Below are 12,548 nucleotides of genomic sequence, written 5' to 3'. Positions count from 1 at the left end.
GTAACGAGGCGGTGATGCAAACGGCACCGTTCGTGATAACACTGTCCATCGGCTCTGCGATGAGGGGGCCGCGCACACCAGGTTGTTCCGGTCCTCAGGAGGGTGGGTCCATGGCGCGCGAACCTGTTGTGGGAACCGACGGCAGCTACGTCGTCTGCGTCGGGCTGCCGCTACATCTCGTCAGCGAGATCGCCCGGCTGCTCCGCGGCCAGTCGGTCGTGCTGGCCACCGCCGACACCGACGGCGCACGCGCGCTCCTCGGGCCGCCCGCTGCGCGCCCGTACCGCGAGCCTGCCCCGAGCGCCGCGAGCGTGGTCCCCGCCGCACCGCCGCCCCGGCCGTCCGGCCGCCACGTCGCCGCAGCGTCCGCGGCCGCGACCGCGGCCGCGGCGCAGGCGTACCCGGCGCAGGCGTACGGGGCGCAGCCGTACGCGGCGCAGACCGCGTACACCGCGCAGGCGATGCCCCGGGGCGCCCGGGCCGGAGTCCTCACCGCGACCGAGGCGATCCCCGTGATCCGCCCGGCGCCGCTCGTCCGAGGGCCCCTCTCCGTGGACCTCGCCACGCGCGAGGTCACCGTCCACGGCCAGCACGTCCACCTCTCCGTGCGCGAGTTCGACCTGCTGGCGACCCTCGCCTCGGAGGTGGACCGCGTGTGGTCCTTCGCCGAGCTCACCGCGCACGTGTGGCGCACCGGCTACCTCGGCGACCCAGACCCGGTGACGTCCGCCGTCAAACGTTTACGAAAGCGCCTGCGGCCCGTCCGCGGCCTGGAGGTCGCCTCGGTCCGCGGGGTCGGCTACCGCCTCATGGTCCCGGTGTAGCCCGTCCAGTGCGCGGAGCGCCCGGCGCGGGCGCAGCCCGCGCAGTCAGGCCCCTGTGACCAGCCAGCCCGCACCCCGGGCGCGCAGGGCGGTCGTCAGGGTCCGGACTCCCATGAAGACCCCGGACCAGGCGAGCCACAACCACGCGAGGCGAGCGCCGCCGTCGGGCACCCAGAGCGGAAGCGTGAGGACGAACGGGACGTACGCGACGAGGTTCGCAACGCCCACCCAGGCGAGGTAGCGACCGTCGCCCGCGCCGATGAGCACCCCGTCGAGCACGCAGACCACGCCCGTCAGCGGCATGAGCAGACCGCACGGGAGCATCGCGAGGGCGACGGCGACGCGCACGCCGGGGTCGGCGGTGAAGAGGGGCGCGAGCCACCAGCCGGCAGCGGCGAGAACGAGTCCCCCGGCCGCCCCGGCCCAGGCGCCCCACTGCACGGTGCGGCGCAGGATCGCACGGACGCGCGCCACGTCGCCCGCCCCGAGCGCGTGGCCGATCAGCGCCTGCGCCGCGATCGCCAGCGCGTCCAGCGCGAACGCCGCCAGCGCCCACAGGCTGTTGACGACCTGGTGACCGGCGAGCGTCACCGGGCCCAGCGCGGTCGCGGCGTGCACGGTCAGCAGGATCGCCGCGCGCAAGGAGACGGTGCGCACCAGCAGGGGCGCGCCCGCCCGTGCGCTCGCCCCGATGCCGGACACGTGCGGGCGCAGGCTCGCCCCGCGCGCCCGCGCCCCGCGGGCGACCCTGGCCACCAGCACCGCACCCATGAGGAGCTGCGTGACCGCCGTCCCCAGGCCGGACCCCGCGATCCCCAGGCCCGCGCCGTAGACGAGCACGACATTCAGTACGGCGTTGAGGACAGCCCCGGCCGTCGCGACGACGAGCGGGGTCCGCGTGTCCTGCAGCCCGCGCAGCACGCCCGTCGTGGCCAGGACCAGCAGCATCCCGGGCAGGCCCGGCGCGGACCAGCGCAGGTACGTCACGGCATGCTGCCCGACGGCGTCCTGCGCCCCCAAGGCGTCCACGGCCAGCGGGGCCGTGGCCACCAGTGCGACGGCGAGCACGACGCCCAGCGCGAGCGCCAGCCACAGGCCGTCGATGCCGGCCTTCATCGCCTCGGCCTCGCGACCCGCGCCGCTGAGCCGCGCCACCTGCGCCGTGGTGGCGTACGCGAGGAAGATGCACAGGCCGACGAGCGTGATCAGCAGCGTGGACGCCAGGGACAGGCCGGCGAGCTCTGGGGTGCCGAGGTGCCCCACCACCGCGCTGTCGACCAGCGTGAAGAGCGGCTCCGCGACGAGGGCACCCAGGGCGGGGACGGCGAGCGCGAGGATCTCTCGGTCGAGGGCCCGCCTGTGGACAGCCTGTGCCGGCGCCGGGGTGCCGGGCTCGGCGGTCGGGAGCCCGTCTGAACTGGCGGTGTCGCCCGGGTTGCCGGAGTCCGTACGGCGGGTGTGGCGGAACTCGCCCAACTTTCTTTCCTCCACAGCCTGAGGGAACTATCAGCGCAGGTCAGATGCCCTATGTGACGTTGTACACAGGCTCTGTCCCCAGTTGTGCACAGGGTTGTCCACCTGGCGTGCACAGCCCTGTGCCACCTTTCCACACTCCTGTGCACAGAGGTGTCCACAGGTGTCGTTGCAGTCCTGACCACGCCGCCGTACCGTCAACGGGCGCGCGTCCGGAATCGCCGGACCGACCGCCTGGGCGCGGGTGCACGGCCGTGTTGGTGACCCGGAGTACAACTGAGTCAGCGGGACATGGTGCGCCCGGGCAGAGGGCCGGCGTCGGGCGGCAGAAAGTAGGAGGTGCGATGTCGATCGAGGAACTCGAGTCGGGCTATGCCCCGACGGGAGGGTCCGGGTTCGATCGCACCCCGCCGCAGGACATCGCGGCCGAGATGAGCGTCCTGGGCGGCATGCTGCTCTCGAAGGACGCGATCGCCGACGTCATCGAGCAGATCCGCGGGAACGACTTCTACCGGCCTGCCCACGAGGCGGTCTACGACGCGATCATCGACCTGTACGGCCGCGGAGAGCCGGCCGACGCGATCACCGTCGTGGCGGAGCTGGCGCGGCGCGGCGAGCTCGCCCGCATCGGCGGCGCGCCCTACATCCACGACCTCATGGCGGGCGTGCCGACAGCGGCCAACGCGGGCTACTACGCGCGGATCGTGCGCGAGCGCGCGGTGCTGCGGCGCCTCGTCGAGGCCGGTACCCGCATCGTGCAGATGGGCTATGCGACCGACGGCGGCGAGGTCGACGACATCGTCAACAACGCCCAGGCCGAGGTGTACGCGGTCACCGAGCGGCGGGCGTCGGAGGACTACCTGCCGTTGTCGGAGATCATCGGGCCCACGTTCGACGAGATCGACGCTGCGCAGGGCCGGGGCGAGGGCATGACGGGCGTGCCCACCGGGTACTCGGACTTCGACCGCCTGACGAACGGCCTGCACCCCGGCCAGATGATCGTGGTGGCTGCCCGACCGGCAGTCGGCAAGTCCGTTTTGGGCATCAATGTGGCGTCTCATGCCGCTATCCACCACAACATGGCGTCCGTCATCTTTTCGCTTGAGATGAGCCGCAACGAGATCACGATGCGTATGCTCGCGGCCGAGGCGCGAGTTCCGCTCACGCGTATGCGCTCCGGGAAGATGGACGACGGCGACTGGCAGAAGCTCGCTGCGACGATGGGCAAGGTGTCCGACGCCCCGCTGTTCATCGACGACTCGCCGAACATGTCGCTCATGGAGATCCGAGCCAAGTGCCGCCGGCTCAAGCAGCGCCACGACCTCAAGCTCGTCGTGATCGACTACCTCCAGCTCATGTCGTCAGGCAAGCGCGTCGAGTCGCGTCAGCAAGAGGTCTCCGAGTTCTCCCGTGCGCTGAAGCTCCTCGCGAAGGAGCTCGAGGTCCCGGTCATCGCGATCTCGCAGCTGAACCGTGGCCCGGAGCAGCGCACAGACAAAAAACCGCAGATGTCGGATTTGCGTGAATCCGGCTCGATTGAGCAAGATGCCGACGTTGTCATCCTTCTGCACCGCGAGGACGCCTACGAGAAGGAGTCCCCGCGCGCGGGCGAGGCCGACTTCATCATCGCCAAGCACCGTAACGGCCCGACGGACGTGATCACCGTCGCGTTCCAAGGGCACTACCAACGCTTCGTCGACATGCAGGTCTAGCGGCGTCACTGCCGCCGCGCAGCCTAGATTGCAAGATCCTCCCGCCCCGCAACAATCGCGGCTGGGCCAAAGGGTCTCTGACAGTCCCTGCGGCAACGATCGCACCTGCCCGCGGACCCGCCGCCGCACGACCTGCCCGCCTCCACGCTGCTGTCCCCGACCGTCCCCCGCACCTACCGGCGGGACATGGGCCGCTGGCGGTCCTGAAGTCGCCGCGCGACCCGGGCCCGACCGCATTAGCGTCGGCACGTCCGGCTCCCGCCGGACCCAGCACAAGGAGGACCGGGGATGGGTCTCTTCGGCCGCCGCACACCGCCGCCCGCCCGCCCGAGCGTCGAGGCGACCCGCGTCGAGGCGCGGCTGCCCGCCGAGTACGTGGCACCCGCCGATCGCGGGGCGTCTCGGCTGTGGTCGGACGGCTTCGGCCGCGTCGGCACGCGGTCGCTGCAGATCCTCGCGGTCGTCGCGGTCATCGCCGCCTTCGGGTTCGTGGGCACGCGCCTGACCCTCGTCGTGATCCCCGTCCTCATCGCGCTCGTGCTGTCGGCGGCGATCTCCCCGCTGGTCTCGTTCCTGCGTCGCCGTGGTCTGCCGTCGCTGCTCGCGACGTGGATCTCGCTCCTGACGCTGGTCGCACTGCTGTCGGCGATCGTGTGGCTCGTCGTGCGGGCCGTCGTGGGCCAGTGGGACGAGCTGCGGGACCAGGCGCTCGAGGGCTCCGACGCCCTGCAGGACTACGTCCAGGACCTGCCCTTCGACATCACCGACGAGCAGATCGAGTCGGTGCGCGAGTCCGCCGTGAGCCTGCTGCAGTCCGACGCCGTGGGCTCCGGCGCGATCGCGGGCGTCTCCCAGACCGCCGACTTCGTCGCGGGCTTCTTCATCATGATCGTCGTCCTGTTCTTCTTCCTGAAGGACGGCCCGGCGATGTGGGAGTTCCTGCTGCGGCCGTTCGAGGGGCACCGGTACGAGCGAGGTCGGCGCGTCGGCGCCACGACCGTCCGCACGCTCGGCGGCTACGTGCGCGGGACGGCGATCGTGGCGATCGTCGACGCGGTCGCCATCGGGATCGGACTCGCGATCGTGGGCGTGCCGCTCGTCATCCCGCTTTCCGTGCTCGTCTTCCTGCTCGCGTTCATCCCCCTGGTCGGCGCCACCCTGGCCGGCATCCTCGCGGCCCTGGTCACGCTCGTCGCCGTCGGACCGGTCGAGGCGCTCATCGTCGTCGCGATCGTCGTCGTCGTGAACCAGATCGAGGGCGACTTCCTCCAGCCGATCGTCATGGGCCGGACCCTGCGCCTGCACCCGCTCGTCATCCTGTTCGCCCTGACCACGGGGACGGTGCTCGTCGGCATCACCGGCGCCGTGCTCGCCGTGCCGATCGCAGCGTCGATCTGGCGCGCGATCGAGGTGTGGGACGGACCAGACCTGCCGGCACGGTTCGCCCGCAAGAAGCGCTCCGAGACCGTCTGAGGGCGCGAGATCCTCCACCTCTTTGCCGCATGGGAATCGCGTCGCTGGCGCTTCAGCCCATGAGTCGCCTCAGCCGCCCAAGAGCTTCCAGTTCCCCTCGGAGACGACCTCGACGGCCCCGTCGGCCACCACGATGGCCGTGTCGTCGTCGATCGCGTACGCCGGACCGCCGATCCCGGCCGCCCACCGCTCGGCGGCGGCCATCGTGTTGTACGGCAGCATCGGGTGGCCGACGTGCGGGAAGATCGAGAAGTCGACGACCCCCAGCGTGGCGTCGTCGCCCGACGGCGGCGCCCACTCGACGAAGTACTGCCCGATGCGGGGGGTCATCACCATGCTTCCCGCGCTCATCCCCACGTAGACCTTCTCGGTGAACGAGGGCAGGAGATCCGCAAACCCGGACTCTCGCATCCAGTAGTTCAGGTACAGGGCGTCGCCGCCGGACACCAGCAGGACGTCCGCGTCCCGGACCAGGGGGACCCAGTGTTCCTCGTCGATGGTGGGCAGCGCGGTCAGCTCCAGCACCCCCACGGACTTCCAGCCCAGCTCGGTCATGGGCGCTTCGGAGCGTCCGGCGATGAAGTTCCAGGCCTCGGCTCCCGGGCCGGCCTGGGGGTGACCGTACATCGCGGTCGGGATGCAGAGGGCGTCGCAGTCGGCGACCGGCCGGCCGAGGAGGCCGAGCAGCGCGTCGTGGATGCTCGTGTTCTTGACGCCTGCCGACGTAAGAAGGAGTTTCACGATGTCTCCTGGTTCGAGTGACGGGAGGGGAACGAACCGTAGACCTCGGGGGGCCGGGAGAATCATCGCTGCCGCAGGCGCTGAACGCGTGCCCGCCCGGCCCGCGCCCTTCGTCGCTCGCGCGTCACAGGGGTGAACCGGCGGCCGCAGGCCGTCCGTCAGCCGGCGGCCGTCGGCCTGCCCATGGGCGGGTCGACCGCCGGGTCGTAATAGTCGTCGTCGTCCGCCGGCTCGTGGTGGGGGACGGCCGGACGGGCCACGGCCACCGGTAGGGCGTCGTCGTCGACGTCGTCCTCGGGCCGGTCCGGGTCGGCGATGACGACGACCAAGCGGACGTCGTCCCCGAGCTCGACGCCCTCCGCGCGGCGCGCGGCCGTCTTGACCGGGACGAGGAAGCCGCCGTCCTTCGGGAAGATCGACGTGGTGAACATGGTCGCGCCCAGCGTCACGGTCGCGGGGATGCAGCCCCAGCCGTAGGTGACCCGCGACGCGACGGCGCGCAGGCGAGCCGCCTCGGGCTCGGGGAGCGCGACGAAGTGGAACGGCGCCGGCCCGCGCCACCACACGACCTCACCACCGAACCGCAGCTCCACCCCGCAAGCATGGCAGGGTCCGCCAGTCGAGGCGGTGGTGACCCGGCTTCACCGATCCGACCGACCACCAAGACCGAACGCGGTGAAGACACGGCCCGACGGTTCTCTTCGAGCGGTCACGCGCGGATCCTGTCCACCCCCGGGTCGCGTGACGTGGCGAATCCCTCCTGACGTCTGGCATCCTGCGTCGATGCCAGCACGAGAGATGATGAAGCGGCTCGCAGAGGTCATCGACGCGCACCGGTGGGACGAGCTCCCGCTACTGCTCCATCCCGAGTTCTCTTGCCACTACGTGCACACTGGCGAGACGTTCGACCGGGACTCGTGGGTGCGCGTCAACGCGGAGTACCCCGGCTTCCAGAACTTCCGGCTCGTCGACTGCGTTGCCGAGCGCGACCGCGCCGTTGGCCGCGCCCACGTCACGGGGATGACCGATGGCGAGATGCAGCACTTCGAGGTGGCGACCTTCATCACCGTGCGCAACGACCTCGTCGTCGACCTGACCGAGGTGTGGACGGACGTCAACCTGACCGCGCCGGCAGGCACCAGGCCTCAATAGGGCCCGCACCGGGTGCCGTGCGCCGCCCTCGTCGTCGTGACGGTCAACAGGTCCGGGCCCCGCCAGATGGCGGGAAAGCCCCGCCGCCTGGCTGTGTCCGGACCAACACCGGCGGTGCAACGATGAGCGCCACGACCACTTCGACGATGCAGGAGGTCATGGTGACGACAACCACCACCCCCGCGACGACGCCGCAGATCGGCCCGCCGCCCCCGTTCGACCCGGAGCTCGCCGCCGTGCTGCCGATGCTCGCAGGGATCCCGAAGTTCGAGAGCCTGGAGAGCATCCCCGCGGCCCGGGAGTTCCAGATGGCCCCGCCGGACGACGACATCACCCTCGGCGGAAGGTACACCGTCGAGGAGCGCACGGTCCCGGGACCCGCGGGGGCGCCGGACATCTCGCTCGTCATCTGCCGTCCGGTGGGTGCGGCTCGGGCGGTGCCGGTCGTCTACCACATCCACGGCGGCGGGATGGTCGTCGGTGACGCAACGACGTTCCTCTCGGGCGTGATCGCGATGGTTGCCGAGTTCGACGCGGCGGTCGTGTCGGTGGAGTACCGGCTGGCCCCGGAGACCCCTCACCCGGGGCCGGTCGAGGACTGCTACGCCGGCCTCGTCTGGACGGCAGCCCACGCCGACGAGCTCGGCATCGATCCCGCCCGTATCGTGATCGCCGGCGCCAGCGCTGGAGGCGGGCTCGCCGCGGCCACGACGCTCCTGTCTCGCGACCGCCGGGGCCCTGAGCCGCTCGCCCAGCTCCTGATGTGCCCGATGCTCGACGACCGCAACGAGACCCCGTCGTCGGTCCAGATGGAGGGCCTGGGCGGCCTCTGGGACCGCGTTGCCAACGAGACTGGCTGGACAGCCCTGCTCGGTGCTGCACGCGGGACCGACGACGTGTCGCCCTACGCCGCGCCCGCGCGCGCGACGGACCTGTCCGGTCTGCCCGCGACGTTCATCGACGTCGGCTCCGCCGAGACCTTCCGCGACGAGGCGGTCACCTACGCCAGCCGGATCTGGCAGGCCGGCGGACGGTGCGAGCTGCACGTCTTGGCCGGCGGCTGGCACGGGTACGACGTCGTGGCCCCGCAGGCCGCCGTCTCGCAGGACACCGAGGAGGCCCGACGCCGTTGGTTGCGGCGCGTGCTCGGTGCATGATGGGGGTGGGTGGGGCAGATGCCCCACCCACCCTGTCTTTGCCTAGGCGTCGTGTCGCTGTCGATGCAGGAGCCGCTCATGAGGGACCTGACGATCCGGCTCGCTGCGCTCGACCCCGGCGCGGCGGACGCCATGCGCGTGATCTCGTACTTCGACGCGCTCGTCGAGCATCATGCGGGCCTGTCGGCGGTCGTCCGCGGCGCGGCGGTGCTCAGCGGGTTCCCGGCCGGGCTGGCTGACGAGCGCCGGCACCTCCGCATCCGTGTCCTCCCCGACGGCACCTCTGGCGCCGCCGCGGAAGCCGGTCCGGACCCGGCGTGGCTGTCGACCCCGCCATCGTCGTCACCGGTCCTCTGGATCGAGTGCCGTGACGATCCCACCGGTCTGCACACGCTGATCCTCGAGCGGGCTCGACTGGCGGTCGAGTCCCTGGACCGGACCCGGCCGTCCGCTCCGGACAGCGCGGACGAGGGACGGTGGGCGACCGTCGTCGTCGACCCTCAGGCGTCGCCCGAGGCCAGGGTCGGAGCGTTGCAGCGCCTCGGCCTGAACGACAAGAGCACGGCGTGCGCGGTCGCCATGCTCGACGGGCCTCCGGTGATCTTCCGGACGGCGGATCTCGCGCGGCAATCTGCTGGTGACCGTCGTGCCGGCGTCGGACCGGTGGTCCCCGCGCTCGAGCTGCCGCGGTCCTGGGAGGAGGCACGGCTGGCGTTGCGGCTCTCCGCCGAGGGAACCTCGACGGACCCGGGGGAGCGGGTGGTCCTGTCGTCCGAGGCGGGCGGGCTCCTCGCCCTGGCACGGTCGATCACTTCGACCACGCCCGTGTCCGACGACGTCGTCGCGCTCGACCGGGTGGCGACGACCGCGCCCCCCCTGCTCGAGACGCTGCACGCGATCAGCGTCACCAGCAGCCTGCGGGACGCGGCCACCTCGCTCCACATGCACCACTCCACCGTCCAGGAGCGGGCGTCGCGGGCGGAGCGCGTGCTCGGGTGGTCGATCACGTCGCCGAACGGAAGGTTCCGGCTGCAGCTCGCCTTCGCGCTGCGACGCCTCCACCGCGCCGAGGCGACGGTCGACGCCGCGACGTAGCCGCGACCCGAGGCGGGGTGCGGGTGGCGAGCCTGCGCCACCCGCACCCGGGAGGTCAACGCAGCGCGCCGAAGACGGTCCCGCCGGACAGGGATCCGAAAGCTCGGCAGCAGTGAGACCCGGGCAGCGCCGCTCAGGCCAGCAGCTGTCGCGCCACCGCCAGGCGGCGCGCCGGTTCCATCAGGACGCCCACCCCGTCGACCCACTGCTCCACGGCACCCTCGAGGGGCAGCGCCCGCACGGCCTCGTCGGTGATCCCGTCCGCGAGCAGCTCGGGGACACCCCGCAGCCCTCGGTACGGCCGGTCGTAGAACTGCGTCACGGCAGGGCCATCCAGGGCCGGCAGCCCCAGCTCCCGCTGGCGGTCGTGGGCGGCGTCGCACGCGGCGCCCAGGGCGGCGTCCCGCTCCGGCCATGTCGTCGCGGCCAGCGCCGCCGCGAGGGCCGGGCCGACGGCGGCCGCGACCGGCAGCCGGGCGAACAGCGTGCCGGACCACTTCGGGTACGGCGGCCAGGCCCGCTCCAGGAGGAAACCGAGCCGGACAAGGCTCCCCGCGACCCGGGCCGCGATCACGCGCGAGCCCAGGTCGTCGCCGCGGTGCCCCGCTCGGCCCGCGAGGTACAGCTCCTGGCCCACGCGCCGCCACTCCGCGGCCAGGACGTGCAGCCACAGGTCGCGCGGGTACCAGGCGAGGCGATCCCGCACGGCGGTGATCTCACCCGGCCCGTCCTCGAAGACCGGTCCCGCGGTGACCTCCAGGACCGACTGGCCGGTGAGCGCGACCCACTCGGCCGGCGTCAGGTCCCGGCTCGCGTCGACGCCGGTCCGCGACCGGGCGAAGCCGGAAGCCGTCGCGACCTCGACCTTGTGCGTGACGCGCGGGTCCCAGGTGGTCGCGAACCGGGTCGGCAGTTCGCGGTAGGTCTCCGGGAGCCGGTCGGCCAGCAGCCGGTCGACGTCGGCGACCCGGTCCTCCGGGACCAGGAGCGTCAGACGCAGGCCCCAGTCGTGGTCGCGCGACACCTCGTCGTCGAGGCCGAGCACGTCGGAGCCCGAGCCCAGCCGCCCGGCGGCGCGCGGCAGGCCGGGGAGCTCCCGGTCGAGGACCGGACGCACGACGTCGGTCCAGTAGGTGCGCGCCAGCTCGATCCCGGAGGTCTCTGGCGTCAGAGTCTCAGCAACCACGACGCGATCCTGTCAGGCGGTCCCCATCGGGCCCAGCGGATTAACCGCGCAGGCTGACTCCCCATCGCTCTCGCAGTTCCGCCAGCCCCGGCCCGGTGACTGCCAGCCCGCGCCCGGCACGGTGCCGTACCACCCACCCGGCCTCCAGGAACCGCCGTCCGACGGCGGCGCCGAGCGCCCCGGCGAGGTGCGGGCGACGCTCGGTCCAGTCGGGGCACGCCCGCGTCGTCGGACGGCGCGCGACCAACGCGCCGTCCACGTCGACCCGGAGGGCACGGAACCCGTCCTCACCTGCCGTGGTGAGCGCGAGCACGTCGCGGCCGGCGAGCCAGCCGGCCTCGACCCACGCACGTGCCAGGGCGGTCCCGAGGCGCCCGGCCAGGTGGTCGTAGCAGAACCGGGCCGCGGCCAGGTGCTCGGCCTGGCGGGAGCGCCGGTACCCGGTCACGGGCGTCGGATCGGCCAGCACGCCCAGCGCCTCGAGCGCCTCGGCGACCGAGGCGTCCGCGAGCCGGTAGAGCCGCCGTCGGCCCTGCGCCGCGCAGGTCACCAGACCGGCCTCGACCAGGATCGCCAGGTGCTCGCTCGCCGTCGACGCGCTCACCCCGGCCGCCTGCGCGAGCTCGCCCGCCGGCCGGCTGGTGCCGTCCATGAGCAGGTTGAGGAAGGCGGACCGGGCGGGAGTCGCGAGCGCTCTTCCGATCGTGGAGAAGTCCCGGTCCCGGCTCATGGCCTCGACACTACGGCGACGACGTTTCGGCGGCGGCCGAAGCGTCCCGGCCGTACGGTCCGGGCATGAGCGATCACGCCTATCACACCCGACTCCACTGGGACGGCAGCACCGCGGCCGGGGTCCGCGGCTACTCCCGCGACCACGTCGCCACCGCACCGCCCGCCGTCGCCGGGGTCGATCTCACTGCCGACCCGGGCTTCCACGGGTCGCCCGACCGGCTCAACCCCGAGCAGCTCGTGGTCATGGCCGCGTCCTCCTGCCAGATGCTGACGTTCCTGAGCATCGCGGCCCGTGCCGGGGTTGACGTGATCGGGTACGACGACGAGGCCACCTCGCACCTCGACCTCGCCGCGAAGCCCGCCAGGCTCGGCGCGATCCGGCTTTCGGCCACCGTGCGGGTGGCCCCCGGCACCGACCCGGACCTGGTGCGCGAGCTCGCCCACGAGGCACACGGGAAGTGTTTCGTCGCCAACAGCCTGTCCGTGCCGGTGGAGGTCGACGTCACGGTGAGCGAGTCGTGAGCGCCCGCCTGCAGGACCTCGAGGTCGAGCTCGAGGATCGTCCCGGCGCCCTCGCCGACCTCGGTCAGGCGCTCGGTCGCGCCGGGGTGAGCCTCGAGGGCGGCGGCGTGGTGACGCACCGAGGTGCGGCCGTCGCGCACTACCTGGTCGACGACGGCGCGGGCGCACTGGACGCCCTGCGGTCCGCGGGCATCGGTCCGGCACGGACGCGCGACATCGTCATGGCACGCCTGGACCAGGAGACCCCCGGTCAGCTCGGCGCGCTGGCCCGCCTGCTGGGCGACGCGGACGTGAACCTCCTGGTCCAGTACAGCGACCATGCGGGCAACCTGGTCCTCGTCGTGAAGGATGCCGATCGACAGCGCTGCGAGGCCGTCGCTCACAGCTGGAACGAGACGCGTTCGCCGTAGTCAGGCCGTTCGGACGGGTCGCTACCTCGGCAAGACGAAGCCGGCGAGGTAGTCACTCCGTCCGACGCGAC

General features: G+C 72.4%; 13 protein-coding genes. 8 read left to right on the top strand and 5 right to left on the bottom strand.

The genetic code is table 11. The annotated features are described in order from the left end of the window. Positions 1–110 precede the first annotated feature (110 nt). Positions 111–824: a winged helix-turn-helix domain-containing protein gene (locus tag L1785_RS06210; RefSeq protein ID WP_236088337.1), complete on the top strand. Its 714-nt coding sequence runs from the start codon at positions 111–113 to the stop codon at positions 822–824. Positions 825–869: 45 nt separating this feature from the next. Here the strand turns inward: L1785_RS06210 and L1785_RS06205 are convergent, their stop codons facing one another. After that, complete coding sequence (locus L1785_RS06205) at positions 870–2,162, bottom strand: MATE family efflux transporter (protein WP_236088481.1); 1,293 nt, start codon at positions 2,160–2,162, stop codon at positions 870–872. Positions 2,163–2,641: 479 nt separating this feature from the next. Between L1785_RS06205 and dnaB the strand changes: the two genes are divergently transcribed. Then, positions 2,642–4,009, top strand: a complete 1,368-nt coding sequence (gene dnaB / locus L1785_RS06200; protein ID WP_236088336.1) for a replicative DNA helicase — start codon at positions 2,642–2,644, stop codon at positions 4,007–4,009. Between the two features lie 288 nt (positions 4,010–4,297). Next, on the top strand, positions 4,298–5,482 hold the full coding sequence (locus L1785_RS06195) for an AI-2E family transporter (protein WP_236088335.1): 1,185 nt from the start codon (positions 4,298–4,300) through the stop codon (positions 5,480–5,482). Positions 5,483–5,551: 69 nt separating this feature from the next. On the opposite strand, the gene L1785_RS06190 is transcribed toward L1785_RS06195, so the two are convergent. Together L1785_RS06190 and L1785_RS23175 are read right to left on the bottom strand one after the other, a co-directional pair. Continuing rightward, positions 5,552–6,223, bottom strand: coding sequence for a Type 1 glutamine amidotransferase-like domain-containing protein (locus L1785_RS06190; RefSeq protein ID WP_236088334.1), 672 nt, complete (start codon positions 6,221–6,223; stop codon positions 5,552–5,554). 158 nt (positions 6,224–6,381) lie between these two features. Next, entirely contained in the window at positions 6,382–6,816 is a 435-nt protein-coding gene (locus L1785_RS23175; protein WP_308113272.1) for a DUF1905 domain-containing protein, read from the bottom strand. A 190-nt stretch (positions 6,817–7,006) separates the two neighbouring features. Between L1785_RS23175 and L1785_RS06180 the strand changes: the two genes are divergently transcribed. From L1785_RS06180 to L1785_RS06170, 3 genes are all read left to right on the top strand, one after another. Next, a complete protein-coding gene (locus L1785_RS06180) occupies positions 7,007–7,375 on the top strand; it encodes a nuclear transport factor 2 family protein (protein ID WP_236088333.1) in 369 nt (122 codons plus the stop codon). Between the two features lie 122 nt (positions 7,376–7,497). After that, positions 7,498–8,532, top strand: a complete 1,035-nt coding sequence (locus L1785_RS06175; RefSeq protein ID WP_236088332.1) for an alpha/beta hydrolase — start codon at positions 7,498–7,500, stop codon at positions 8,530–8,532. Positions 8,533–8,610: 78 nt separating this feature from the next. Beyond that, the gene (locus L1785_RS06170) at positions 8,611–9,627 is read left to right on the top strand and encodes a helix-turn-helix domain-containing protein (RefSeq protein WP_236088331.1); all 1,017 of its coding nucleotides are present in this window, start codon (positions 8,611–8,613) and stop codon (positions 9,625–9,627) included. A gap of 133 nt (positions 9,628–9,760) precedes the next feature. Here the strand turns inward: L1785_RS06170 and L1785_RS06165 are convergent, their stop codons facing one another. Both L1785_RS06165 and L1785_RS06160 read right to left on the bottom strand, forming a co-directional pair. After that, positions 9,761–10,813: a DUF4037 domain-containing protein gene (locus tag L1785_RS06165; RefSeq protein ID WP_236088330.1), complete on the bottom strand. Its 1,053-nt coding sequence runs from the start codon at positions 10,811–10,813 to the stop codon at positions 9,761–9,763. Positions 10,814–10,853: 40 nt separating this feature from the next. Beyond that, positions 10,854–11,543, bottom strand: coding sequence for an ArsR/SmtB family transcription factor (locus L1785_RS06160; RefSeq protein ID WP_236088329.1), 690 nt, complete (start codon positions 11,541–11,543; stop codon positions 10,854–10,856). A gap of 65 nt (positions 11,544–11,608) precedes the next feature. Here L1785_RS06160 and L1785_RS06155 point away from each other — a divergent pair, with 65 nt between their 5' ends. Both L1785_RS06155 and L1785_RS06150 read left to right on the top strand, forming a co-directional pair. Then, the gene (locus tag L1785_RS06155; protein WP_236088328.1) at positions 11,609–12,067 is read left to right on the top strand and encodes an OsmC family protein; all 459 of its coding nucleotides are present in this window, start codon (positions 11,609–11,611) and stop codon (positions 12,065–12,067) included. Next, positions 12,064–12,477, top strand: a complete 414-nt coding sequence (locus L1785_RS06150; protein ID WP_236088327.1) for an ACT domain-containing protein — start codon at positions 12,064–12,066, stop codon at positions 12,475–12,477. The genes L1785_RS06155 and L1785_RS06150 overlap by 4 nt, the downstream gene beginning before the upstream one ends. Positions 12,478–12,548 lie beyond the last annotated feature (71 nt).

Origin of the sequence: Antribacter soli (genome assembly GCF_021568775.1) — a bacterium.
GTDB lineage: Bacteria > Actinomycetota > Actinomycetes > Actinomycetales > Cellulomonadaceae > Antribacter > Antribacter soli.
The sequence above is the reverse complement of the archived record's forward strand: the minus strand, read 5'-3'. Positions and strand labels throughout refer to the sequence as shown.

Bases quoted from the DNA above. Each gene is read 5' to 3' on its own strand.
- dnaB (WP_236088336.1), top strand. From the start codon at position 2,642: ATGTCGATCGAGGAACTCGAGTCGGGCTATGCCCCGACGGGAGGGTCC.
- L1785_RS06175 (WP_236088332.1), top strand. From the start codon at position 7,498: ATGAGCGCCACGACCACTTCGACGATGCAGGAGGTCATGGTGACGACA.
- L1785_RS06155 (WP_236088328.1), top strand. From the start codon at position 11,609: ATGAGCGATCACGCCTATCACACCCGACTCCACTGGGACGGCAGCACC.
- L1785_RS06170 (WP_236088331.1), top strand. From the start codon at position 8,611: ATGAGGGACCTGACGATCCGGCTCGCTGCGCTCGACCCCGGCGCGGCG.
- L1785_RS06195 (WP_236088335.1), top strand. From the start codon at position 4,298: ATGGGTCTCTTCGGCCGCCGCACACCGCCGCCCGCCCGCCCGAGCGTC.
- L1785_RS06180 (WP_236088333.1), top strand. From the start codon at position 7,007: ATGCCAGCACGAGAGATGATGAAGCGGCTCGCAGAGGTCATCGACGCG.
- L1785_RS06210 (WP_236088337.1), top strand. From the start codon at position 111: ATGGCGCGCGAACCTGTTGTGGGAACCGACGGCAGCTACGTCGTCTGC.
- L1785_RS06160 (WP_236088329.1), bottom strand. From the start codon at position 11,543: ATGAGCCGGGACCGGGACTTCTCCACGATCGGAAGAGCGCTCGCGACT.